Source organism: Mesorhizobium shonense (assembly GCF_040545255.1).
GTDB classification, from domain to species: Bacteria; Pseudomonadota; Alphaproteobacteria; order Rhizobiales; family Rhizobiaceae; genus Mesorhizobium; species Mesorhizobium shonense.
The window spans coordinates 197,153-219,484 of record NZ_JBEPLM010000005.1; the positions used below are offsets into that span (position 1 = coordinate 197,153).

The 22,332-nt window shown below is 64.0% G+C and carries 21 protein-coding genes; 5 read left to right on the top strand and 16 right to left on the bottom strand.

Annotated elements, in window-relative coordinates; all coding sequences use genetic code 11:
* Positions 1-2: 2 nt before the first annotated feature.
* The 6 genes from ABID26_RS15700 to ABID26_RS15725 all read right to left on the bottom strand — a co-directional run bounded on the left by ABID26_RS15700 (position 3) and on the right by ABID26_RS15725 (position 6,151).
* Positions 3-1,124 carry a beta-ketoacyl-ACP synthase III gene (locus ABID26_RS15700; RefSeq protein ID WP_126099229.1) on the bottom strand — a complete coding sequence of 374 codons (1,122 nt, stop codon included), beginning with the start codon at positions 1,122-1,124 and terminating at the stop codon, positions 3-5.
* A 130-nt stretch (positions 1,125-1,254) separates the two neighbouring features.
* Positions 1,255-2,022: a trans-aconitate 2-methyltransferase gene (tam, locus tag ABID26_RS15705; RefSeq protein ID WP_292299595.1), complete on the bottom strand. Its 768-nt coding sequence runs from the start codon at positions 2,020-2,022 to the stop codon at positions 1,255-1,257.
* A gap of 36 nt (positions 2,023-2,058) precedes the next feature.
* Positions 2,059-3,708: an energy-dependent translational throttle protein EttA gene (gene ettA / locus ABID26_RS15710; RefSeq protein ID WP_126099227.1), complete on the bottom strand. Its 1,650-nt coding sequence runs from the start codon at positions 3,706-3,708 to the stop codon at positions 2,059-2,061.
* 150 nt (positions 3,709-3,858) lie between these two features.
* Positions 3,859-4,869: a ribonuclease T2 family protein gene (locus ABID26_RS15715; RefSeq protein ID WP_126099226.1), complete on the bottom strand. Its 1,011-nt coding sequence runs from the start codon at positions 4,867-4,869 to the stop codon at positions 3,859-3,861.
* A 122-nt stretch (positions 4,870-4,991) separates the two neighbouring features.
* Positions 4,992-5,441 (bottom strand): MarR family winged helix-turn-helix transcriptional regulator, encoded by a 450-nt coding sequence (locus tag ABID26_RS15720; protein WP_126099225.1) that lies wholly within the window; start codon positions 5,439-5,441, stop codon positions 4,992-4,994.
* Positions 5,438-6,151 carry an alpha/beta fold hydrolase gene (locus ABID26_RS15725; protein WP_189521104.1) on the bottom strand — a complete coding sequence of 238 codons (714 nt, stop codon included), beginning with the start codon at positions 6,149-6,151 and terminating at the stop codon, positions 5,438-5,440. The genes ABID26_RS15720 and ABID26_RS15725 overlap by 4 nt, the downstream gene beginning before the upstream one ends.
* Positions 6,152-6,345: 194 nt before the next feature.
* Here ABID26_RS15725 and ABID26_RS15730 point away from each other — a divergent pair, with 194 nt between their 5' ends.
* The 3 genes from ABID26_RS15730 to ABID26_RS15740 all read left to right on the top strand — a co-directional run bounded on the left by ABID26_RS15730 (position 6,346) and on the right by ABID26_RS15740 (position 10,242).
* Entirely contained in the window at positions 6,346-7,278 is a 933-nt protein-coding gene (locus ABID26_RS15730) for an alpha/beta fold hydrolase (protein WP_126099223.1), read from the top strand.
* Between the two features lie 142 nt (positions 7,279-7,420).
* Positions 7,421-8,596 carry a CaiB/BaiF CoA transferase family protein gene (locus ABID26_RS15735; RefSeq protein ID WP_126099222.1) on the top strand — a complete coding sequence of 392 codons (1,176 nt, stop codon included), beginning with the start codon at positions 7,421-7,423 and terminating at the stop codon, positions 8,594-8,596.
* Entirely contained in the window at positions 8,593-10,242 is a 1,650-nt protein-coding gene (locus tag ABID26_RS15740) for a thiamine pyrophosphate-binding protein (RefSeq protein ID WP_354415937.1), read from the top strand. Before ABID26_RS15735 ends, ABID26_RS15740 begins: the two co-directional genes overlap by 4 nt.
* A 48-nt stretch (positions 10,243-10,290) precedes the next feature.
* On the opposite strand, the gene ABID26_RS15745 is transcribed toward ABID26_RS15740, so the two are convergent.
* The 5 genes from ABID26_RS15745 to ABID26_RS15765 all read right to left on the bottom strand — a co-directional run bounded on the left by ABID26_RS15745 (position 10,291) and on the right by ABID26_RS15765 (position 15,131).
* Positions 10,291-10,737: a CHRD domain-containing protein gene (locus ABID26_RS15745; RefSeq protein WP_126099220.1), complete on the bottom strand. Its 447-nt coding sequence runs from the start codon at positions 10,735-10,737 to the stop codon at positions 10,291-10,293.
* Positions 10,738-10,902: 165 nt separating this feature from the next.
* Positions 10,903-11,874, bottom strand: coding sequence for an ABC transporter substrate-binding protein (locus ABID26_RS15750; protein WP_126099219.1), 972 nt, complete (start codon positions 11,872-11,874; stop codon positions 10,903-10,905).
* 39 nt (positions 11,875-11,913) lie between these two features.
* The gene (locus tag ABID26_RS15755; RefSeq protein ID WP_126099218.1) at positions 11,914-13,068 is read right to left on the bottom strand and encodes an ABC transporter permease; all 1,155 of its coding nucleotides are present in this window, start codon (positions 13,066-13,068) and stop codon (positions 11,914-11,916) included.
* Positions 13,065-13,943, bottom strand: coding sequence for an ABC transporter permease (locus ABID26_RS15760; protein ID WP_126099217.1), 879 nt, complete (start codon positions 13,941-13,943; stop codon positions 13,065-13,067). The genes ABID26_RS15755 and ABID26_RS15760 overlap by 4 nt, the downstream gene beginning before the upstream one ends.
* A 396-nt stretch (positions 13,944-14,339) precedes the next feature.
* On the bottom strand, positions 14,340-15,131 hold the full coding sequence (locus ABID26_RS15765; RefSeq protein WP_126099216.1) for an ABC transporter ATP-binding protein: 792 nt from the start codon (positions 15,129-15,131) through the stop codon (positions 14,340-14,342).
* A 94-nt stretch (positions 15,132-15,225) separates the two neighbouring features.
* Here ABID26_RS15765 and ABID26_RS15770 point away from each other — a divergent pair, with 94 nt between their 5' ends.
* Positions 15,226-15,651, top strand: coding sequence for a cupin domain-containing protein (locus tag ABID26_RS15770; protein WP_354416000.1), 426 nt, complete (start codon positions 15,226-15,228; stop codon positions 15,649-15,651).
* A 23-nt stretch (positions 15,652-15,674) separates the two neighbouring features.
* Here ABID26_RS15770 and ABID26_RS15775 read toward each other — a convergent pair whose 3' ends face one another.
* The 4 genes from ABID26_RS15775 to aptA form a co-directional block, all read right to left on the bottom strand.
* Entirely contained in the window at positions 15,675-16,052 is a 378-nt protein-coding gene (locus ABID26_RS15775) for a hypothetical protein (protein ID WP_126099214.1), read from the bottom strand.
* Between the two features lie 2 nt (positions 16,053-16,054).
* Positions 16,055-17,506 carry a dihydropyrimidinase gene (gene hydA, locus ABID26_RS15780; RefSeq protein ID WP_126099213.1) on the bottom strand — a complete coding sequence of 484 codons (1,452 nt, stop codon included), beginning with the start codon at positions 17,504-17,506 and terminating at the stop codon, positions 16,055-16,057.
* A gap of 68 nt (positions 17,507-17,574) precedes the next feature.
* Positions 17,575-18,825, bottom strand: a complete 1,251-nt coding sequence (locus tag ABID26_RS15785) for a Zn-dependent hydrolase (RefSeq protein ID WP_292299636.1) — start codon at positions 18,823-18,825, stop codon at positions 17,575-17,577.
* A 66-nt stretch (positions 18,826-18,891) separates the two neighbouring features.
* Positions 18,892-20,220, bottom strand: coding sequence for an omega-aminotransferase AptA (gene aptA, locus ABID26_RS15790; RefSeq protein WP_292299594.1), 1,329 nt, complete (start codon positions 20,218-20,220; stop codon positions 18,892-18,894).
* A gap of 254 nt (positions 20,221-20,474) precedes the next feature.
* Here aptA and ABID26_RS15795 point away from each other — a divergent pair, with 254 nt between their 5' ends.
* The gene (locus ABID26_RS15795) at positions 20,475-21,104 is read left to right on the top strand and encodes a TetR family transcriptional regulator C-terminal domain-containing protein (RefSeq protein WP_292299635.1); all 630 of its coding nucleotides are present in this window, start codon (positions 20,475-20,477) and stop codon (positions 21,102-21,104) included.
* A 298-nt stretch (positions 21,105-21,402) separates the two neighbouring features.
* On the opposite strand, the gene ABID26_RS15800 is transcribed toward ABID26_RS15795, so the two are convergent.
* Entirely contained in the window at positions 21,403-22,275 is an 873-nt protein-coding gene (locus ABID26_RS15800) for a helix-turn-helix transcriptional regulator (RefSeq protein ID WP_292299593.1), read from the bottom strand.
* Positions 22,276-22,332: the final 57 nt, after the last annotated feature.

Genomic DNA, 22,332 nt, shown 5'->3' on the forward strand with positions numbered 1-22,332 from the left:
CTTTACAACATCCTGAGCAGCGCGCCGCCGATCGAATAACCGGCGCCGAAGGCGCAGAGCAGGCCGAAATCGCCGGCCTTCATGTCGGCATGGTTTTCCGACAGCGCGACGATCGCGCCGGCGCCCGCCGTGTTGCCGAGCCGTTCCAGCACCATCGGCGCGCGGTCGTGGTCGACGTCGTGACCGAAGGCGAGTTTCAGGATCATCGCGTTCATGCGCGCATTGGCCTGATGCAGCCAGAAGCGGCGGATGCCTTGCGGCGTCAGCCCGTGCTCGGCCAGGAACTCGACGATGAATTTGTGGCCGGCGACGGTGACTTCCTTGAACACCTTGTTGCCGACCTGCTTGATCAGATTGCCCTCGAGCTTGATCTGGTAGGGATCGTCCTGGGCGGTGCGGGTGTGGTAGCCGAGATTGGTGCGGATGTTGTTCGACAATTGCGTCCAGGTGCGTGTGTCGAGCACCTCGAAGCGTCCCGGCCGCTTTTCGCCCTGGTTGAGCCCTTCGACGACCATCGCGACCGAGGCGTCGCCGAAGATGAAATGCGTCTGCCGGTCGCGGAAGTTGAGATGGCCGGTGATGATTTCGGGCGTCGACACCAGGATGCGCTTATGCGCCCCGGCCCTGACCAGATTGACCGCGATGTGCAGCGCGGCCGCGGCGGAAGAGCAGCCCAGCCCCATGTCGAAGCCGGCGCCCTTGGTGCCCAGCGCCTCCTGCATCTCGATGGCGATCGCCGGATAGGGCCGCTGGTGATGCGAGGCCGAGCATATCACCAGGTCGATATCCGACGCTTCCACGCCGGCATGGGCAATCGCCTTTCTGGCTGAGGCAATGCCGAACTCCGCCTGGAGCGACAGCGCGTCGTCCGGCCGTGCCGGAATCCGTGGCGCCATGCGGGTCGGGTCGAGAATGCCTTCGCGCTCGATCACATGGCGGGTCTGCACGCCCGACGCATGCACGATGAAGTCGCTGTCCGATTTCTGCAGCGGCGTCTCGCCGGTGACGGCGCGGCGCGCATTTTCGGTATCGACCCAGCTGTTGAAGCTTTCAACCAGCTCTTCATTGGTGATGACGGGCTCGGGGATTTCGGCGCCGATGCCGCTGATGATGACGCGATGCATGTCCAATCCGTCCGAGGCGCAACCTTCTGGTGCCGAAGCGGGCCGGGCCACCCTTGTCGCATTTGGCCGGTTTATGCCAGCTTAAATCTCTGTTTGCGCGCGGCTATCGCGATGAGTTGACCGGAAGCGGTCAGGCGCGCTTGGCGATGATGAAGATGCGCGGGAAGCGCAGCAGCACCTTGCCGTTCGCCGTCTTGGGATAGGCCTTTGCGATCTTCGCGGTATAGCTTTCGAGAAACAGCTTTTTCTCATCCGCGTCGAGCGGATCGAGGAACGGCTTCAGCCCCGTCGCCTTGACCCATTCGACGACCGCTTCGGCATCGGCCAGCGGATGGTTGTAGATCGTGTGCCAGATATCCACCCAGTCCGCGAGCGGCGACAGGAGATCGTAGTAGAACGAAACCGGCGGCAGCGGCGCGCGCGCCGCGCCCTTGAGCTTGGCGGAGAACGGCATCTCGGCCGCGGTGTCGCGCATCAGCTGATGCGAAGGCTCGGCGAGATTGTCGGGCATCTGAATGGCCAAGGCGCCGCCGGGCGCGAGCAATCCCATCAGCCGCTGGAACACCGCCGGATGCTCCGGCAGCCACTGGAAGACGGCGTTGGCGAAGATCACGTCGACCGGGTTCTCCGGCTGCCATTTGGCAGCATCGGCGAGCGCGAAGGTGACATTGGGCAGCCGTACCCTCGCCTTCTCGATCATGTCGGGCGAGGTGTCGAAGCCGCTGACCTCGGCATCCGGCCAGCGCTCGACCAGAAGCTGCGTCGAGTTGCCCGGACCGCAGCCGATGTCGACGACGCGGCGCGGGAAGTCGACCGGCACCTGTGTCGCCAAGTCCCGCGCGGGCCGCGTACGCTCGTCCTCGAATTTCAGATATTGGGCGGCGGACCAGTCAGCCATTTCAGAACCTCTTTGTTCGCCGCCGCTTGGTTGATCCTACCTTGTCAGCCGCTTGTGCGTCATGCGGTGCGGAGTGGCCGCTTCCGCGCCCAGGCGGCGCAGCTTGTCCTTCTCGTATTCCTCGAAATTGCCCTCGAACCATTCGACATGCGCGTCGCCCTCGAAGGCGAGCATGTGGGTCGCCATGCGGTCGAGGAACATGCGGTCGTGGCTGATGATGACCGCGCAGCCGGCATAGGCTTCCAGCGCATCTTCAAGCGCGCCCAGCGTTTCGGTGTCGAGGTCGTTGGTCGGTTCGTCGAGCAGCAGCACATTGCCGCCGCCCTTCAGCATCTTTGCCAGATGCACGCGATTGCGCTGGCCGCCTGAAAGGTTGCCGACCTTCTGCTGCTGGTCGCCGCCGCGGAAGTTGAAGGACGAGCAATAGGCGCGGCTGTTGACCTCGTGCTTGCCGAGCTTGATGACCTCGGCGCCGCCGGAGATCTCTTCCCACACGGTCTTGTTCGGGTCGAGCGCGTCGCGGCTCTGGTCGACATAGCCGAGCCTCACCGTCTCGCCCTTGCGGATCGAGCCGGCATCAGGTGTTTCCTGGCCGGTGATCATCTTGAACAGCGTCGTCTTGCCGGCGCCGTTCGGGCCAATGACGCCGACGATGCCGCCTGGCGGCAGCTTGAAGGAAAGGTCTTCGATCAGCAGTTCGTCGGCGAAGCCCTTGTTGAGGCCTTCGATCTCGATGACGACGTTGCCGAGGCGCTCGCTCGACGGGATGACGATCTGTGTATCGGTCGGCTTGCGGCTCTGCGACTGCTCGACCAGTTCCTCATAGGCCTTGATACGGGCCTTGGACTTGGTCTGGCGCGCCTTCGGCGAAGACTGGATCCACTCGCGCTCGCGCCAGATCGCCTTCTGACGGGCGTCGTCCTCGCGGCCTTCCTGGATCAGGCGCTTGGCCTTGGCGTCGAGATACCTGGTGTAGTTGCCCTCGTAGGGGATGCCGCGGCCGCGGTCGAGCTCGAGGATCCAGCCGGTGACGTTATCGAGGAAGTAGCGGTCGTGGGTAATGATCAGCACCGAGCCCGGATAGTCGCGCAGATGCTTTTCCAGCCATTGCGTGGTCTCGGCATCGAGATGGTTGGTCGGCTCGTCGAGCAGCAAAAGGTCGGGCTGCTCGAGCAGCAGCCGGCAGAGCGCCACGCGGCGACGCTCGCCGCCCGACAGGTTGGTCACCTCGGAATCGGCCGGCGGGCACTGCAGCGCGTCCATCGCCATCTCGACCTGCTGCTCGAGGTCCCACAGGTTGAGGCGATCCATCTCGTCCTGCAGCTTGGCGGACTCGTCGGCCGTCTCGTCGGAATAGTTCATCATCAGCTCGTTGTAGCGATCGATGATGGCCGTCTTCCTGGCGACGCCGTCCATGACGTTTTCGCGTACGGTCTTGTTGGGGTCGAGCTGCGGCTCCTGCGCGAGGTAGCCCACGGTCGCGCCCTCGGCCAGCCACGCCTCGCCCTGATACTCCTTGTCGAGCCCGGCCATGATGCGCAGGATGGTCGACTTACCCGAGCCGTTGGGGCCGAGGATGCCGATCTTGGCGTCCGGATAGAAGGACAGGTGGATGTTGTCGAGCACCTTCTTGGTGCCATAGGCCTTCGACAGGCCGGACATGTGATAGATGAATTGGCGAGCCACGCGCGCTTTCCCTGAAACTGAACTGTCGAGTTGGATGGGGGTTGCGCGCTATGTAGGCGATGAAGCGCCGAACGGCAATCGCTTTCGGCATGCCGCGATCTTTCGGCAAGCCGCAGGACTGCCGGTCCGGCGGCTTAACCCGCGCAGCCCCTACTGGAAGCCGATCGCGTCGACCGTGCCCTTCGGGCAACCGGCCTTGCCCGTCGGCGTCGAGGCCATGAGCAGGTCGGCGAGCTTGCTGTCAGGACCGATCGGACCGGAGAGGCCGAGCGTCAGCTCGCCGATCAGCCGCCGGCCGCTCGACGGATCGACAAGGCAGGAGACGCGTACCCGGTCGCCGGCGCCAGCGCCGAAGGCCTGGTCGAAGGCGCTGCGGACCTGGTCCGACGTCAGCTGCTTGCCGATGTTCTTGGTGAAGAGATCGCGCACCGGCGAGGCGTTCACCGCGCGCATCAGATTGAGCGCGTCGGAGAAATACTCCTGCTGGCTCTTGCCGTAGCAGGTGCCGTGCTTGATCCACTCGTGGCGTTCGAGCTTGGAGGCAGTACCCGGCATCACCTCGTCGAGCTCGGCGCGCGTATTGGCATCGAGGTCGACCGCTGGCAGATCCCCCCAATGCGCGGGATTGTCGTTGGTCTTGTCGCCAGCCGACACTTGGCAATAGAAATTACCGTTCGGCTGCGGCCACAGCCCGTGCAAGGTGAAGTGCGAAGCGTCGAACTCGTTGGGATTCTGCGCCTTGCATTCGGGCTTGTTGGCCTTGGTCTCGCAGAAGGCGGGCTGCCAGCTCAATGCGAAGACATATTCAGGCTTGCCGGAAGCCGGCTGCGACGGTCTGGCCTGGTCGGCGGGCGCCTGGGTGGCCGGCGCGCTGCCGCCGGTGACATGACCGCAGTTGATCTTCACCCAGCGTCGTTCCGGATCGGCGCCCGGGACCTGGATGAGGTAGTGGGTGGGCGCGTCCTTGTTGCCGGCCAGAAGCTGATAGCTTTGTCCTGCCTCGATGGAGATGTTGCCCGGGTTCTTGCCACTCTTGATGGCTTGCGTCGCCGGACAGGCGCTGTCGGCCACGAATGTGCCGCTCATCTTCACATCGGCATTCGCCGTGCTGGCGCCAACCAGGGCCAGAACAACCGAACCCCATAGTGCCCAAACCCGCATTCCCGCTCTCCCGGCGATCATTGAACCGTATTGGATTCGTCACACTAGAACAGGCGACGTGTCAGAATTGCGATCTTTTTCGCCAGGCGAAAATAATCCCCAGATGAAGGCTTTTGGCCTGGTCAGCTCTCGGCCTGCTCCACCCGCAGCGCCAGCACCCGCAGCAGCGCCAGCGCACCCTTGAGCTCTCGAGGGTCGAGGCCCTCGGAGACAGAGTTCGCCCATGCGTGTTGACGTCTGGCGATGTGGCGGATTGCCGTCCAGCCGGCTTCGGTCACCGACAAAAGCTTGGCGCGGCGATGCGCCGGATTGTCGGCATAGGCGGCAAGCCCGTCCTCGGCCAGTATGTCGGCCAGGCGCTGCACGCTCTGGCGGGCAAGCCCCATGTCGCGTCCGATCTCCGCGACGGATTTCGGCTCTCTAAGAACGGCTCCCAGCACCTGCCAGCGCGCCGCGGTCAGCCCCGCCGGAGCGGCCAGCCGATCTGCCGCTTCGAGGAAGCGGCCATTCAGCCTGAACACAGCAAGAACGAGATCGGTAAGCGTGTCTGCGGCCTCGGTCCCGGTCGTCATTCGTGGGCCTCGATGGTCGCGATGAATGTGTTGACGGCTTCCGCCACCACCTCGGGCTTGTCAAGCATGACCCAATGGCCGGTGCCCGCCACGACTTGATGCGGAATGCCGGCTCGCAGGTGATAAAGCGCGGATGGATTGTTGCTGGGCTCGGTCGCCAGCACCAGCAGCGGCCCATGATAGGCATCGAGCGCCGGTTCCGGATTCCACTCGGCGAGCGCCTTGCCGACACCCGCCACCGCCGCCGGATCGACGACCGACGCGTCGGCAAGCACCCGCTCGCGGACGGCAGGATTGGAGCCGGCGATGGACGTGTAATACGCCTTCAACACATCGGATGCATTGGGGCCGGCCAGATCACGGATGAACCCTTCGCGCACGTCCTTCGGCAAGGCACGCGGATCGGTCGCCGGATCAACCAGCAGGATGCCGGCGACACGGTTCGCATGGCTGGCGGCGTAGGCGAGCGCCGTCCCCGCCGCGCCGCTATGGGCAACAATGAGAAACCTTTTCAGGCTGAACGCATCGGCGATCGCTTCGACGTCGGCCGCACGCCCGTCATAGCCATAGTCGCCATCCGCGGCTGGCGCCGAGATGCCGTGACCGCGAAAGTCGAAGGCAACCGCCCGCCGGTCATCGGCCGTGGCTTGCATCACCTGCTGCCACGCCGATGCACGGCTGCAATCGCCGTGCAGGAACAGGATCGGCAAGCCGTTGCCGGTTCCGATACTGTAAATCGCAAGCCGACCCTGCGGGCCGTCGATGGTCGACGTCTTCATAACTTTCTCCCTGGCTTCCAAGTTGACAGCATACTGTCATATAACTCATTGACAGCATGCTGTCAATGCTGCGCTCTCTTGACGTCGCCGAAACCCTCGCCCATCAGTCGCGGAGGGAGCGAGACATGCCATTCGACAGAAAGACTAGGCTGGCCTCACCAACCGGGGCCGACCTTAACCTTTATGTGAAAGACGCTGAGACGGCTCCGCGCGCCGTGATCCAGATCAATCACGGCCTCGCCGAACACGCGGCGCGCTATGCCCGATTTGCCGATTTCCTCGCCCCGCGCGGCTTTCATGTCTATGCCCATGACCATCGCGGCCACGGCGCGACAAAGGCGCCCGACGCGCCGCTCGGCAGGTTCGCTCACGCCGACGGCGTCGCCAAGGTGATCGCCGATGTCGGCGCGGTCCACGACCTGATCGCCGCCGAGCATCCGGGGTTGCCGGTCATCGTCTTCGGCCACTCGCTCGGCGCTTCGATCGCGTTGAATTTCGTGCTCCGCCGTTCCGGTCGCGTCCGTGCCGCCGCCATTTGGAACGGCAATTTCTCGCAAGGTCTGCTCGGCCAGCTCGCGCTGGGCATCCTAGGCTGGGAACGCATGCGGTTGGGCTCCGACGTGCCGTCGCGCCTGTTGCCGAAGCTGACCTTCCAGGCCTGGGGCAAGGCGGTGCCCAACCACCGGACCCTGTTCGACTGGCTGTCGCGCGATCCGATCGAGGTCGACAAATACATCGCCGACCCGCTCTGTGGCTGGGACGCCTCGATCTCGATGTGGCGCGATGTCGTCAGCATGGCGCTTCATGCCGGCAAGGATTCCAGCTTTGCCGGCGTACGCCGCGACCTCCACGTCAACCTGGCCGGCGGCGAGAAGGACCCGGCGTCGGACTATGGCAAGGCGGTCAGCCACCTCGGCCGGCGCATGGATAGAATGGGCTTTTCGAATCTGGTTTCAAAGGTTTACGCCGAGACTCGCCACGAAAGCTTGAACGAGATCAATCGCGACGCCGTCATGAACGATTTCGCCGCCTGGGCCGACAGCGTGCTCAAATCCTGATCCGGCGTGGCCCACTGCAAGAGCCGTGACAGGGACGGCTGCTATTGATAGTGCATGTCGCCCAAAAGTGCGCAGCGGTTTTGGGATAGCGACATGCACGACGCAGGATTCGAGGCTGCGCTTCATTGAACCACGGTGATCCATGACAGAGCCTCCGCTGAAAGGCATCCGCGTTATCGAGCTCGCCCGCATCCTGGCGGGGCCTTGGGCCGGGCAGCTGCTCGCCGATCTCGGCGCCGATGTCATCAAGGTCGAAAGCCCGGATGGCGGCGACGATACCCGCAAATGGGGTCCGCCCTTCGTCATGAGCCATGACGGCGAGAACCTTTCGGCCGCCTATTATCACTCCTGCAATCGCGGCAAGCGCTCGATCGCCATCGATTTCTCCAAGCCCGAGGGCGCCGACACGCTGCGGCGCCTCGTCGCCACTGCCGACGTGCTGATCGAGAACTTCAAGCTCGGCGGCCTGAAGAAATATGGCCTCGACTACGAAAGCCTGAAGAAGATCAATCCGCGCCTCGTCTATTGCTCGATCACCGGCTTCGGCCAGGACGGCCCTTACGCACCGCGCGCGGGCTACGATTTTATCATCCAGGCGATGGCCGGCATGATGTCGATCACCGGCGAGGCAGGTCGGGAGCCGCAGAAGGCGGGCGTCGCGATCTCCGACCTTTTCACCGGTCTCTATTCGGTGATCGCCATCCAGGCGGCGCTGCGCCATGCCGAAAAGACCGGCGAAGGCCAGCACATCGACATGGCTCTGTTCGACAGCCAGGTCTCGGCGCTCGGCAACCAGAACCTCAATTATCTGGTCTCCGGCAAGTCGCCGGTGCAGATGGGCAACGCCCATATGAACATTGCGCCTTACGAGGTGCTGCCGGTGAGGGACGGCCACATCATCCTTGCCGTCGGCAATGACGGCCAGTTCGGCAAGTTCTGCGCTGTGGTCGGTCTCACCGACTTGCCCGCCAATCCTGACTTCGCCACCAACCCCGCCCGAGTGGCCAATCGCGCCAAGCTGCGCGAGCTGATTGTCGAGACGCTGAGCACGTGGGATCGCGATCCGCTTTTGGCTAAGCTCGAGGCAGCAAGCGTGCCGGCGAGCCCGATCAACACGATCGGCCAGATGTTCGCCGACCCGCAGACGATCGCGCGCGGCATGCGACTCGACCTCGACGACGGCCATGGCAATCTTCTGCCTTCGGTGCGGGCGCCGATGGTGATGTCCGGCACGCCGCTCGTTTATGAGCGCCCCTCGCCGCGCCTCGGCGAGCACACGCAGGAAATCCTTGCCGAACTGGAGAGATCAGCAAAATGAAGACCGGCGGACAACTGATCGTCGAGGCGCTCGAAGCGAACGGCACCGACCGCATCTTCTGCGTTCCGGGCGAATCCTATCTGGCGGTGCTCGATGCGCTGCATGATTCATCGATCCGCACCATCGTCTGCCGCCAGGAAGGCGGCGCGGCGATGATGGCCGACTGCCAGGGCCGCCTGACCGGCAAGCCCGGCATCTGCTTCGTCACCCGCGGTCCAGGCGCCACCAACGCCTCGGCCGGCATCCACATCGCCATGCAGGATTCGGTGCCACTCATCCTGTTCATCGGCCAGGTCGCAAGCCATGCCAAGGAGCGCGAGGCCTTCCAGGAGGTCGACTACAAGCGTTTCTTCGGCGACATCGCCAAATGGGTGGTCGAGATCGACGACGCCTCGCGCATTCCGGAATTCGTCACCCGCGCCTTCGCGGTGGCGACCTCGGGCCGGCCGGGCCCCGTGGTCATCTCGCTGCCCGAGGACATGCTGACCGGCCAGGTCGAGGCGCCGGAAGCGCTTCCGCACACGCCGGTCGAGACGCGTCCCGGCGAGGCCGAGCTCGACGCGCTCGAAATGCTGCTTGCCGGCGCAAAGCGACCGTTCGTCATTCTCGGCGGCACGCGCTGGGATGACCAAGCGGTGGCGCAGATGCGCACGATCGCCGAGGCATGGTCGCTGCCGGTGGGCTGCTCATTCCGTCGCCAGATGCTGTTCGACCATCTTCACCCGAACTATGCCGGCGACGTCGGCATCGGCATCAATCCGAAGCTGGCGGCGCAGATCAAGGCGGCCGACGTCGTGCTGCTGATCGGCGGGCGCATGGGCGAGATGCCTTCCTCCGACTACACGCTGCTGAAGAGCCCCTATCCCGACCAGGCGCTGGTGCATGTCCATGCCGATGCCGGCGAGCTCGGCCGCGTCTACCGCCCGACGCTGGCGATCAACGCCTCGCCGTCGGCTTTCGTCACGGCGTTCGCCAAGCGCAGGCCGGCCGCCACGCCTTCATGGGCGCAGGAGACGGAAAAGGCACATGCCGCCTATCTCGAATGGTCGACGCCGCCGCAGACCGGCCCAGGCGCGGTCCAGATGGGGCCGATCATGGAGTATCTGAACAAGACGCTCCCTGAGGACGCCATCCTGACCAACGGCGCCGGCAACTATGCCACCTGGGTGCATCGCTTCTACCGCACCCGCCGCTTCGGTACGCAGGCAGCACCCACTTCCGGCTCGATGGGCTACGGCACGCCTGCGGCCGTTGCCGCCAAGTCACTGTACCCTGATCGCACCGTGGTTGCCTTCGCCGGCGACGGCTGCTTCCTGATGAACGGCCAGGAATTCGCGACCGCTGTCCAATATGACCTGCCGATCATCGTAGTGGTCGTCAACAACGGCATCTACGGCACCATCCGCATGCATCAGGAACGGGAATATCCAAACCGCGTCGTCGCAACCGATCTGAAGAACCCGGACTTCGCCGCCCTTGCCCGCGCTTATGGCGGCCATGGCGAGACGGTCGAAAAGACCGAAGACTTCGCGCCTGCGTTCGAACGTGCGCGCGCCAGCGGTAAGCCGGCAATCGTCGAGATCAGGCTCGATCCCGAAGCGATCACGCCGACCCGCACGCTGACCCAGATCCGCGACAAGTCGTGACTCGAACGAGGCGGTTTTGCCGCCTCGTTCCTGCCTGCGGAAAGTCCGCTACATCGATGCGCCAGCCTTTTCGATCTGCCCGCGTATCTCGCCGTCCGGATTAGCCTTCGTGTGGACATTGACGTAATACTTGCCGGCCTCAAGATCGGCCGCTTGCGCGTCGGTCAGCGTCGCCGATCCCTTGATCGGGCTCTTTAGCTTCTTGAACGGGATTACCGGATCCGCGCTTTGACCCATTGCGGCCGGGCCGTGAATGTGAGCGGCCGCCGCCGGCCCGCTGAGGCCGGAATATTTGACGTTCCAGCTGAGCTTCTTGCTGGTGGTGTTGAAGGTGAATGTAGCAGTTCCCTTGCCCTTGGTGGTGACGGGCGGGGTTTGCTGGCCACCATCGAGCGTCGCCTTGAACTTCATCGTCTCGGCCATGGCCGGCGATGCGAGCAGGAAAGCGGTCGAGACGGCTAGCGCCGAAAGCAGCGGCAAGGCTTGGATGCGCATTGAAGGACCTCCGTTTGGCTAATGCGTCCGCCACCGCTCCCCGGCGCGCGGACTCTACTGCAACGGTTGGCAGGCGCTTTGTATCCGGACACACGCATATTTTACCAGCGCCAACAAAAAGGGGCGGTCGCCCGCCCCTTTCGATGCCGCCATCAAGGCCCGATCTTACTTGATCGCCTTGTCGGTGATCGCCGTCGTGTAGGCGCCCGAGGGCTCCTTGGCGATGATCTTCTGGTCGAGCAGCGCCTTGGCGGTGCGCTCATAGGTCGCCGGATCGAGCTTGCCGTCGGCATTGTCGATCAGCTTGGCGACTTCGCCCATCATGCGCTTCTGGTGGTTCTCGTCCTGGCCGCCATTGTCCATGACGATGCCGGCCGCCTCGTCCGAATTGTCGACGGCGTATTTCCAGCCCTTCATCGAGGCGCGCACGAAGCGCACCATCTTGTCCTCGAAGGCCGGATCCTTGAGCTTGTCTTCCAGCGCATAGAGCCCGTCCTCGAGCAGGTCGTTGCCCATGGCCGAGTAGTTGAAGACGGTGAGTTGCTCCGGCTTGTAGCCGGCGTCGATCAGCTGCCAGTACTCGTTGTAGGTCATGACCGAGATGCAGTCAGCTTGCTTCTGGATCAGCGGCTGCACGTCGAAGCTCTGCTTCAGCACCGTGACTCCGTCCGGACCGCCCTCGGTCTTGAGGCCGAGCTTGTTCATCCAGGCATAGAACGGATATTCGTTGCCGAAGAACCAGACGCCCAGCGTATGGCCCTTGAAGTCCGCTTCGGTCTTGATCGGGCCGTCCTTCGGGCAGACCAGCTCCATGCCGGCCTTCTTGAAAGGCTGGGCGATGTTGACCAGCGGCACGCCCTTCTCGCGCGCGGCGAGCGCGCCGCCCATCCAGTCGACGATCACGTCGGCGCCGCCGCCGGCGATCACCTGCTCCGGCGCGATGTCCGGACCGCCCGGCTTGATGTCGACGTCGAGGCCCTCGGCGTCATAGAAACCCTTGGCCTTGGCGACATAGTAGCCGGCGAACTGGGCCTGCGTGACCCATTTCAGCTGCAGCGTCACCTTGTCGGCGGCCATCGCCTGGAAAGCGGCCAGCGACATCGCCCCGGCCAAAGCAGAAATTACCAGTCTTTTCATGTTTTTACCCTCTGAAGTTATCACCCAAACCCACCGCCCCTATCCACCACGGACAGAGGGATGCCAAAACGTGACGGCTCTCTCGACGAGAGCGACCACGCCATAAAAGACCGAACCCGCCAGTGCTGCAACTGCGATTTCGGCCCAAACCATGTCGATGTTCATCCGCCCGACTTCGGTCGAAATGCGGAATCCCATGCCCACCACCGGCGTGCCGAAGAACTCCGCGACGATGGCGCCGATCAGCGCCAGCGTCGAATTGATCTTCAGCGCATTGAAGATGAACGGCATTGCCGCCGGCAGCCTGAGTTTCAAGAGCGTCGGCCAGTAGCCCGACGCATAGGTGCGCATCAAATCGCGCTCCATATGGCCGGAGGCGGCGAGCCCGGCCACCGTGTTCACCAGCATCGGGAAGAAGGTCATGATGATGACGACCGCCGCCTTGGACGGCCAGTCGAAGCCGAACCACATGACCATGATCGGGGCGACGCCGATGATCGGCAGCGCCGACACCATGTTGCCGATCGGCAGCAGCCCACGCCTGAGGAACGGCACGCGATCGGCGAGGATGGCGACGACGAAGCCGGCGAGATTGCCGACGATGTAGCCGATCAGCACCGCCTTGAAGATCGTCTGCCGCACATCCGATCCCAGGATCGGCAACGAGTTGGCGATGCGCGCGCCGATGGCGCTCGGCGGCGGCAAAAGGATGAACGGGATTCCGGCGCCGCGCGTCACCGCTTCCCAGATGATCAGTATCCAGGCGCCGAAGATCGCCGGGATGATCAGGCGCAGGGCAGTCTTCGCCCCATTGGCTGCGGGCCTTAGCGAAGACAAGAGGGCGACGCAGCGCCAGGCCAGCAGCCAGGCGGCGGCGAGAGCCAGGAAATAGGGCGCCAGCGCCGTGCCCTCGAAGCCGGCGATGCCCTTGATCAGCAGCCAGGCCGCGATATGCGCGCCGATGAACAGCACGGCCGCCTCGACGACAGGCGCGAGCCTGACCGCCGAGACCAATGCCGCGATCAGCAGCAATCCGAGGATCAGCCCCTTCGTGCCCATATACGGGTAGATGGTCGTCGCCGTGGGTTGCGCGAGCGCAGCCGCTTCCGGCTTCGACATCGCACCGAGCGCCAATGCGACGAGGCAAAAGAGGATCGCCAGCACAGCTTGCCAGGACGGTTTCAGCCAGGTCATGCCGGCCTCCCGCCCATGGCGCGGTCGACGAGCCGGCCGGCGATGCCGACCACCATGACCAGCAGCGCCGCGACCACGGAGCCTGCGACCAGCGCCGACCAGATATCGATGGTCTGGCTGTAATAGGCGCCGGACAAAAGCTTGGCGCCGATGCCGGCGACCGCGCCCGTCGGCAGTTCGCCGACGATCGCGCCGACGAGGCTCGCCGCCACCGCAACCTTCATCGAGGTGAACAGGAACGGCACCGAGGCCGGTACCCTGAGCTTCCAGAAGGTCTGCGAGCGGCTGGCATTATAGGTGTGCATCAGGTCGAGATGCATGATCTCGGGCGAGCGCAGCCCCTTCACCATGCCCACTGCAACCGGGAAGAACGACAGATAGGTCGAGATCAGCGCCTTCGGGATCAGCCCGGTGATGCCGACCGCGGCCAGCACCACGATGATCATCGGCGCCACCGCCAGGATCGGAATGGTCTGCGAGGCGATGATCCACGGCATCAAGCTGCGGTCGAGCGTCGTCACATGCACGATGCCGACCGCAATCACGATGCCGAGTGCGGTGCCGAAGGCAAAGCCGAGCAGCGTCGAGGACAGCGTCACCCAGGCATTGTAGACCAGGCTGCGGTTCGAGGTGACGCTGCGCAGAAAAGTGTTCTCGAAGAAGTTCACCGCCACCTGATGCGGCGCCGGCAGCGTCGGCTTCGGCTGCGACAAAGTCTTGCCGATGAATTCGACTGTGCCGGGTGTTTCGTTGGCCCTCTGGTCGAGGTCGCGCTGGAACGGCGCGTTGAGGATGACGGCGAAGACATACCAGAGGACGACCACGCCAGCGAGGATCGTGGTTACCGGGATGATCCTGGAACGGAAGGAGTCCATCAGCGGCTCCCTCCTCCTCTCCCCACCGGGGAGAGGGTGGCCGGAGCGAAGCGAAGGCCGGGTGCCTTCGCTTTCTGTGCCGCGGCGTTCGTTCTTTTCGTCATCCTAGGGCGAAGCAAGGAGCGAAGCGACGCGGCGCAGACCCTAGGATCCATGCCGTTACCTGGACGTTCCACAGCGGTGCCGAACATGATTCCCAGCGCTGCGCCTCGGGCGCATTTTCTCCGCCGTTTTGACCCTTCCGCCGAGGTCACGGCATGGATCCTAGGGTCTGCGCTCCGCTTCGCGTCGCTCCGCCCTAGGATGACGAAATCGCGATTGGCCGCCCCCTCACCCGGCCGCTGCGCGGCCACCCTCTCCCCGACGGGGAGAGGAGGGCGCGTATCCGCCACCCCCTCAATCCTCATAGCTGTGCCCCGCCCTCAACCCATCGCGCACGCGGGCGGCGATCGCCAGGAATTCCGGCGTCTCGCGGATGTCGAGCGGCCGGCGCCTCGGCAGCGTCGATTCGATGACGTCGGTGACGCGGCCGGGCCGCGGCGACATCACCACGATGCGTGTCGAGAGATAGACCGCCTCGGGGATCGAATGGGTTACGAAGCAGATCGTCTTGTTGGTCCGGCCCCAGAGAGAAAGAAGCTGTTCGTTCAAATGGTCGCGCACGATCTCGTCGAGCGCGCCGAACGGCTCGTCCATCAGAAGCAGGTCGGCGTCGAAGGCGAGCGCGCGCGCGATCGAGGCGCGCTGCTGCATGCCGCCGGAAAGCTGCCAGGGATACTTCTTCTCGAAGCCGGAGAGGTTGACGAGCTCCATGGTGCGCTTGATGCGCTCAGCCTGCTCGGCCTGGCTGAGGCCGATGATCTCCAGCGGCAGCGCCACGTTGCGTTCGATCGTGCGCCAGGGAAAAAGCGCCGCCGCCTGGAAGACGTAGCCGTAGGCGCGTTTCTCGCGCGCCTGCTCCGGCGAAATTCCGTTGACGGAGATCGCTCCCGAGGTCGGCTTCTCCAGGTCCGCGATGACGCGCAGCAAGGTCGTCTTGCCGCAGCCGGAGGGGCCGATGAAGGAGACGAACTCGCCCTTGCCGATGGTGAGATCGACATTGGACAGCGCCTGCACCGGACCGTCACTGGTCTGAAAGGTGAGGCCAAGCTTGCTTGCCGAAACGACGGCTGGCGACTGTCCGCTCATTGGCAGAAACCTGCCTTTCGCAGCCGCTGCCGTGCAGGATGAAATCCCGTTGCTTTTGCGTTGATGTTGCTTTCCACTCGTCCAGTCCCACTCGATCGACGCCCGGAGCCTTGCCGATGCGCCTAAACCCGCTTGTCATCTTATTCGCCCTGAAAGCACTTATGAAGGCAAGCAGGGGCTGAGCTATTTCGCCGGCATTGCCGCCGAAACGGTCGGTTCCTCCGGCATCTGCATGCATCTCCTGACCATGCCGCCCGGCGCCCGCGCCAAGGCGCACATGCATGAGAACCACGAGACGGCGATCTACGTGCTCTCCGGCGAAGTGCACACCTGGTATGGCGGCCGGCTCGAGCACCACATCGTCGTCAAGGCCGGCGACCTCTTCTACATTCCGGCCGGCGTGCCGCACCTGCCCGCCAATCTGAGCGGCGCGCCATCTTCGGCCGTCATTGCCCGCACCGATCCCAACGAGCAGGAAAGCGTCGTCCTGCTGCCGGAATTGGATGCGCTGGTTGCCTGAAGCTGAAGGATGGGCTCTCGCCGTTATTTGCACCGGGAGACTTCGCCCATCACATTGCCGCCTTCGTCGGTCACCACCAGCTTCTTCGCATTCTTTTTGCTGCGCTTGATGGTGAACTTGATCGGCGCCTGCCCCTCTTCGCCTTCCGCCTCGCATTGTGCTTGCACCACAAGTGATCCGTCGGCCTGAGTCTGCTTGTCGCTGAAGGTGCAGGCGCTGGCGGCCGTGATCAGTTCCTTGTCGGTCAAAAGCAGCATCCGATCGGCGGCGACTTCCTGGCCGTTTCTGTTGATGCAGCCATACTTGTCGCCATAGGGCTTGCTGAGATCAATGCCCGCGGCGAATGCCTGGCCGGCAGCCAGCAGCGCGGCGGCCGTGACTACGAGATAAATGGCGCGCACGCTTAAACTCCCGTCGCCGGAATGCCGGACCGCTCCACCTTGCGCGGTGCGGAAATCTCCTTCCAGGTCGACAGCGCCCGGTTGACCGCTGCGTTCGGCTCGCGGGCGACGAACTCGCCATGGCCGATCTTGGCCTTGACGTCCGCCTCCTCGATCGACAGCTCGCCGCGCGAGAAGACGAAGCGCGGCAGGCCGGTCACCTCGAAACCTTCGAAGACGTTGTAGTCGATCACGGACTGCTGCTTCTTGGCCGTGATCGTCTTCTTGCGCTTCGGATCCCAGACCACGATGTCGGCATCAGCACCTTCGACGATCGCGCCCTTCTTCGGATACATGTTGAGGATCTTGGCGATGTTGGTCGAGGTCACCGCGACGAACTCGTTCATCGTCAGCCGACCAGTGTTGACGCCAGTGGTCCACAGGATGGGCAAGCGGTCCTCGAGGCCGCCGGTGCCGTTCGGGATCTTGGTGAAGTCGCCGATGCCGTTGCGCTTCTGCTTGGTGGTGAAGGAGCAATGGTCGGTCGCCACCACCTGCAGCGAGCCGGCCTGCAGGCCAGCCCACAGCGAATCCTGGTGCCACTTGCTGCGGAAAGGCGGGCTCATCACACGGCGCGCCGCATGGTCCCAGTCCTTGTTGAAATATTCGGTTTCGTCGAGCGTCAGGTGCTGGATCAGCGGCTCGCCGAACACCCGCATGCCCTTCTGGCGGGCGCGGCGGATGGCCTCGTGGCTCTGCTCGCAGGAGACATGCACGACATAGAGCGGCACGCCGGCCATGTCGGCGATCATGATGGCGCGGTTTGTCGCCTCGCCCTCCACTTCCGGCGGACGCGAATAGGCATGACCTTCGGGGCCGTTGTTGCCGGCGGCAAGCAGCTTCTGCGAAAGCGCCGCGACCACGTCGCCGTTCTCGGCGTGCACCAGCGGTAGCGCGCCGAGGTCGGCGCAGCGCTGGAACGACGCATACATCTCGTCGTCGTCGACCATCAGCGCGCCCTTATAGGCCATGAAGTGCTTGAACGAGGTGATGCCCCTGTCGACGACGGTCGCCATCTCGTCGAACACCTGCTTGCCCCACCAGGTGATAGCCATGTGGAAGGAATAGTCGCAAGCCGCCTTCGAGGTCTTGTTGTCCCACATCTGCAGCGCTTCGAGCAGCGACTGCTGCGGCGCCGGCAGGCAGAAATCGACCACCATGGTCGTGCCGCCGGAGAGCGCGGCGCGCGTGCCGGACTCGAAATCGTCGGCCGAATAGGTGCCCATGAAAGGCATTTCGAGATGGGTGTGCGGATCGATGCCGCCCGGCATGACATAGCAGCCGGTGGCGTCGAACTCGTGATCGCCATGCAGACCCGAGCCGATGGCGATGATCTTGCCGTGGCTGAACACCACGTCCGCCTTCCAGGTGCGGTCGGCCGTGACGATGGTGCCGTTCTTGATGACTTTGGTCATTCTCTTGTTCCCCTGATCTTTCGCGCTTCTTTGCGAGCGGTGTTTTGGGAGGTGATTGGTCTAGCCGATCATTCGACGATTCCCGCCGTTTCGACCACCGCGTGGAACAGCACGTCGGCGCCCGCCGCCGCCCATTCCTTGGAGATGTCCTCGGCCTCGTTGTGGCTTAGCCCGCCGACGCAGGGGCACATGACCATCGTCGCCGGCGCCACCTTGGCCGCCCAGCAGGCGTCGTGACCGGCGCCGGAAATGAGATTCATGTGGCTGTAGCCCAGCTTCTCCGCCGCCGTGCGCACGCGGCCGACCAGCGTCGGATCGAACGTCACCGGATCGAAATGGCCGACCGCCTCGACCGAGCATTTCACCCCGAGCGGCTCGCAGATCTTCGGCGCTTCCTTCTCGATGCGGGCGCGCATGCCGTCGAGCTTCGCCTGGTCCGGCGAGCGGATGTCGACGGTGAAGATCACCGTGCCCGGCAGCACGTTGCGCGAATTCGGCGAGAACTTCACCTGGCCGACACCGCCGACGGCGCCGGGCTGGTTCTCCATGGCGACCGTCTGCACCATCTCCAGGATGCGCGCCATGGCGAGCCCCGCATTGACGCGCATGTTCATGGGCGTCGAGCCGGTATGCGCTTCCCTGCCGGTCAGCGTGAATTCCAGCCACCACAGCCCCTGGCAGTGGGTCACCACGCCGATCTGCTTGTTCTCGGTCTCCAGGATCGGCCCCTGCTCGATATGGTATTCGAAATAGGCGTGCATCTTGCGCGCGCCGACCTTCTCGTCGCCCACCCAGCCGATCCGCTTCAACTCGTCGCCGAAGGTCAGGCCGTCGAGATCCTTGCGAGCATAGGCGTAGTCTTGGCTGTGCACGCCGGCGAACACGCCGGAGGCAAGCATGGCCGGCGCGAAGCGCGCGCCCTCTTCGTTCGTCCAGTTGGTGACGACGATCGGATGCTTGGTCTTGATGCCGAGATCGTTGAGCGAGCGCACGACTTCCAGGCCAGAGAGCACACCGAGCACGCCGTCATATTTGCCGCCGGTCGGCTGGGTATCGAGGTGGGAGCCGACATAGACCGGCAGCGCGTCCGGATCGGTGCCGGCCCGCGTCATGAACATGGTGCCCATCTGGTCCACGCCCATGGCGAGCCCGGCCTGGTCGCACCAGGACTTGAACAGCTCGCGGCCCTGCTTGTCGGAATCGGTCAGCGTCTGGCGATTGTTGCCGCCGGCAATGCCGGGACCAATCTTCGCCATCTCCATGATGGAGTCCCACAAACGGTCTGAATTCACTCGCAGATTCTCGCCGGGGGCGGCCATTGAAAGTCCTCTCATTCACGTCTCCGGCCGGGCGGCAGTTCCCGACGCCGCCCGGCCGGAAGCAGTTTAGTCTATCGAGCGCAGAACGTCCCTGACATGGTCGATCAGTTCGTTGATCTGGCCCTTGGTGATGATCAGCGGAGGCGACAGCGCGATGATGTCACCGGTGGTGCGGATCAGCGCGCCGCGCTCGAACGCCTTGACGAAGGCCGAGAAGGCCCGCTTGGTCGGGCTTCCGGCGATCGGCGCCAGCTCGATCGCGCCGATCAGGCCGATGTTGCGGATGTCGATGACATGCGGCTCGCCCTTCAGCGAGTGCAGCGCGTCTTCCCAGTAGGACGAGAGCTCCTCGCCGCGGGTCAGCAGGCCCTCTTCCTTGTAGGTGTCTAAAGTGCCCAGCGCCGCGGCACAGGCGATCGGGTTACCCGAATAGGTGTAGCCGTGAAAGAACTCGATCATGTGCTCGGGGCCGGTCATGAAGGCGTCGTGGATCTCCTTCTTGACGAACACCGCGCCCATCGGGATGACGCCGTTGGAGACACCCTTTGCCGTGGTCATGATATCGGGCGTGACGCCGAAATAATCCGCCGCGAACGGCGCGCCAAGACGGCCGAAACCAGTGATCACTTCATCAAAAATCAACAATATGCCGTGCTTGGTGCAGATTTCCCGAAGTTTCTGCAGATAACCCTTCGGCGGCAGGATGACGCCGGTCGAGCCCGCGACCGGCTCGACGATGACGGCCGCGATGGTCGAAGCGTCATGCAAGGTGACGAGGCGCTCGAGATCGTTCGCCAGCTCGGCGCCATGCTCCGGCACGCCCTTCGAGAAGGCGTTCTGCTCCGGCAGATGCGTGTGCGGCAGATGATCGACGCCGCCGAGCAGCGTGCCGAACATCTTGCGGTTGCTGACGATGCCGCCGACGGAGATGCCGCCGAAATTGACGCCGTGATAGCCGCGCTCGCGGCCAATGAGGCGAGTGCGCGAGCCCTCGCCCCTGACGCGGTGGTACGCGATCGCCATCTTCAGCGCGGTTTCGACCGATTCCGAACCGGAATTGGTGAAAAAGACGTGGTCCATGCCCTTCGGCGCGATATCGACCAGGCGGTTCGCCAGCTCGAACACGATCGGGTGGCCCATCTGGAAGGCCGGCGCATAGTCGAGTTCGGCGGCCTGCTGCTGAATGGCCTCAGTGATCTTCGGCCGGCAGTGGCCGGCGTTGACGCACCAGAGGCCGGCGGTGCCGTCGAGCACCTTGCGGCCGTCGCTCGTCGTGTAGTGCATGTCCTTGGCGGACACGAACATGCGCGGCGCCTGCTTGAACTGCCGGTTTGCCGTGAACGGCATCCAGAATGCGCTGAGATCGTTCGGCGTGACTTTCAGCCGGTTGGACATGACCAAGAATTCCCCTTGTAGCCTGTTTCGGTGCGCTAACGCTTGGTCTTCCCAAGGCTTGGTCTTCGTTGCGTTTTCGTGCTACGCAAAATTTTGACCGGTTGGACAAACGTTAGCACCGCCCTGTCGGCGGTCAAGGGACTACTAACGGAAATGCGGCATCAAAAGCGCGCTCCACGGCCCGAAGAAAAACTGGTCCAGAGAATTGGTCCAGAGAGGCCGAACGGCGACGACTGGCAAGGATGACGGACACGATGGAAGGCTCAGCTCCCCGCCGCACCCGCATCCAGCAGGAAAAGCGCGAACTCATCCTCGAGGCCGCGCTCGAAGTCTTCTCCACCAACGGCTTTCGTGGCTCGACCATCGACCAAATCGCCGAAGCCGCCGGCATGTCGAAGCCGAACCTTCTCTATTATTTCCGCCGCAAGGAAGACATTCACGAGACGTTGATGCAGCGGCTGCTCGACACCTGGCTGGCGCCGCTCCGCGAGCTGGACGACATCGGCGATCCGATGACCGAGCTCAGGAGCTACATCCGCCGCAAGCTCGAAATGGCGCGCGATTTTCCGCGCGAAAGCCGGCTCTTCGCCAACGAGATTCTGCAAGGCGCGCCGCGCATCATGCCGATGCTGGAGGGCGAGCTGAAGACGCTGGTCGACGAGAAGGCCGCCGTCATCAAGGGCTGGATGCGCGCCGGCAAGATCGCCCGCACCGATCCGTGGCACCTCATCTTCTCGATCTGGGCAACAACCCAGCACTACGCCGATTTCGACGTCCAGGTGCGCGCCGTGCTCGGTCCCGACCGCGGCGGCGACGGCCGCTTCGAGGACGCTGCAAGGTTCCTCGAGCAGTTGTTCCTCGATGGCTTGAAGCCGAAGGGCTAGCGTCTCGTCATACCAGCTCAGCGGGCCGGAACAACTTGCGAGCCGTTTGGTTGTTGCTGCCCTTGGAGATTGGCCGAAGCCACTCAGCTTCGTCATCCACGGGCGGAGCAAGGAGCGTAGCGACGCAGCGCAGACCCGAGGATCCATTCCGTGACCTCGGAGCGCCGCTACCGTCCAGAATTCTGCACCGCTGCACCCCACGGCAAAGGTAACGGAATGGATCCTCGGGTCTCCGCGTCCGCTTCGCTCCCGCTCCGCCCGTGGATGACGAAGCCGATGGGCCTGCGACCAACCAACCTCAAGCGCTGCGCCGCTCGGCCGGAAGCCCCTCAAGCAATTTCTGCAATTTCGCAACCGAGTTCTGCTCAGGCAACGGCGTGTAGACGATCAGCCGCATGTCCGAGCCGTCGTCGATCGACAGGCTCATATGCTCGAAGGCCATCGCGCCGGCGGTGGGGTGGCGGACATGCTTCACCCCGGTCAGCCGTCGCGCCACGTCTCGCCGCGGCCACCAGTCGCGGAACTCCGGGCTGGAGCGCATCATCAGCGCGATAAGCCGTTCGAAATCCGGATCGCCGACATATTTGGCGCTCTCGGCGCGAAACGAAGCGAGCACCACTCTGGCAAGCTCTTCCCAGTCGACCAGCAGCCGGCGGTGGTGCGGGCTGGTGAACACCAGATGCACGATGTTGCGGGCATCGCCCTCCAGCAGGCCGTAGTCGCCGAACACGGCAACCGCCGCATCGTTCCAGGCCAGCACGTCCCAGCGCCGGCCAACCACATAGGCCGGCTGCAGGACGAGGCTTTGCAACATATGCAGCAGCGTCCCATCGACCCCTTCGGGCACCGCCACCCGACGCTCGGGCTGCTGGCGGCCGGCGAGAATGAACAGATGCCGCTTCTCGACGGCATCGAGGCGCAGCGCCTCTGAGAGCGCCGTCAGCACTTCCACCGACGGCCGCACGTCCCTGCCCTGCTCCAGCCAGGTGTACCAGGTGGTGCCGACGCCGGCGATCATCGCCACTTCCTCGCGCCTCAGTCCGGGCGTGCGCCGCCTGGCGCCGGTCGCGATGCCAATGTCGGCGGGCGACAGCCTCTCACGGCGTGAACGCAGGAAAGCGCCAAGCTCGCGGCGGCGGCTGTCCTCGGGGGAATGGGTCACGGCATCCATGAAGCTATTATAACAGTACTGATACCAGGATAAAGTTTGAACTGTTTGGGATGCGCG